This window comes from Mesorhizobium sp. M1A.F.Ca.IN.020.06.1.1 (assembly GCF_004023265.1).
Taxonomy (GTDB): domain Bacteria; phylum Pseudomonadota; class Alphaproteobacteria; order Rhizobiales; family Rhizobiaceae; genus Mesorhizobium.
Window position 1 is genome coordinate 1 of sequence record NZ_RZSR01001673.1, and the last position, 595, is coordinate 595.

Consider the following 595-nt stretch of genomic DNA (forward strand, 5'->3'; position numbering starts at 1 on the left):
GGATGCTGGCATTCGTCCGGACCCTTCGCCTCAAGGCAAACCACCTCGCCAAGCCGGACTTTGCAGCCGCAATCGTCAAAACAAGGTTAATGCAATGCTTACGATCGTGATTAATTTAACGTTTACTCAAATTGGACTGAACCGCCTTGCCGTTAACAAAAAAGGCGGCCAAGTGCCGCGAGAACCCTTGTCACAGAAACTGATTTTCCGAAGGCAACAAGCTGTTTGGTAGGCGTAAAGCCAGACTCCGAAGCGCACCGAGCGCATCTGAAGATGGCGATGTGCTTTAGGTCGTGAGCCTATCCAGCGCCCAGACCATCAACGAAGAATCCGGAAAGGTGAGGAGCCCGCCAAGACCAAGCGCGATGCCATAAGGAATGCCTGCGGTCTCGTCGGCGAAATGGCGGAGAAAACGGTTGTGGCCGGTGTAAACCGCAAATGGCGATTTCCGGTAGGCCAGAATGGCAACCGTCAGCAGGCCGCCGATCAATGTCGAGGTCACCAAGTAGCCGATGAGATTGATGTTGAGCCCCATCCATACGGCGGTCGCGGCCAGCAGCTTGGCATCGCCGCCGCCCATGCCGCCGAGCGCGAA

The 595-nt window shown here is 56.1% G+C and carries 1 protein-coding gene and 1 pseudogene; one reads left to right on the top strand and one right to left on the bottom strand.

Going from position 1 to position 595, the window contains the following annotated elements:
* On the top strand, nt 1-232 hold a 232-nt coding region (locus tag EOA60_RS38585), incomplete at its 5' end, for a hypothetical protein (RefSeq protein ID WP_206628464.1).
* Nucleotides 233-286: 54 nt separating this feature from the next.
* Here the strand turns inward: EOA60_RS38585 and EOA60_RS36270 are convergent.
* Nucleotides 287-595: pseudogene (locus tag EOA60_RS36270) on the bottom strand (peptidase); the annotation flags it as partial.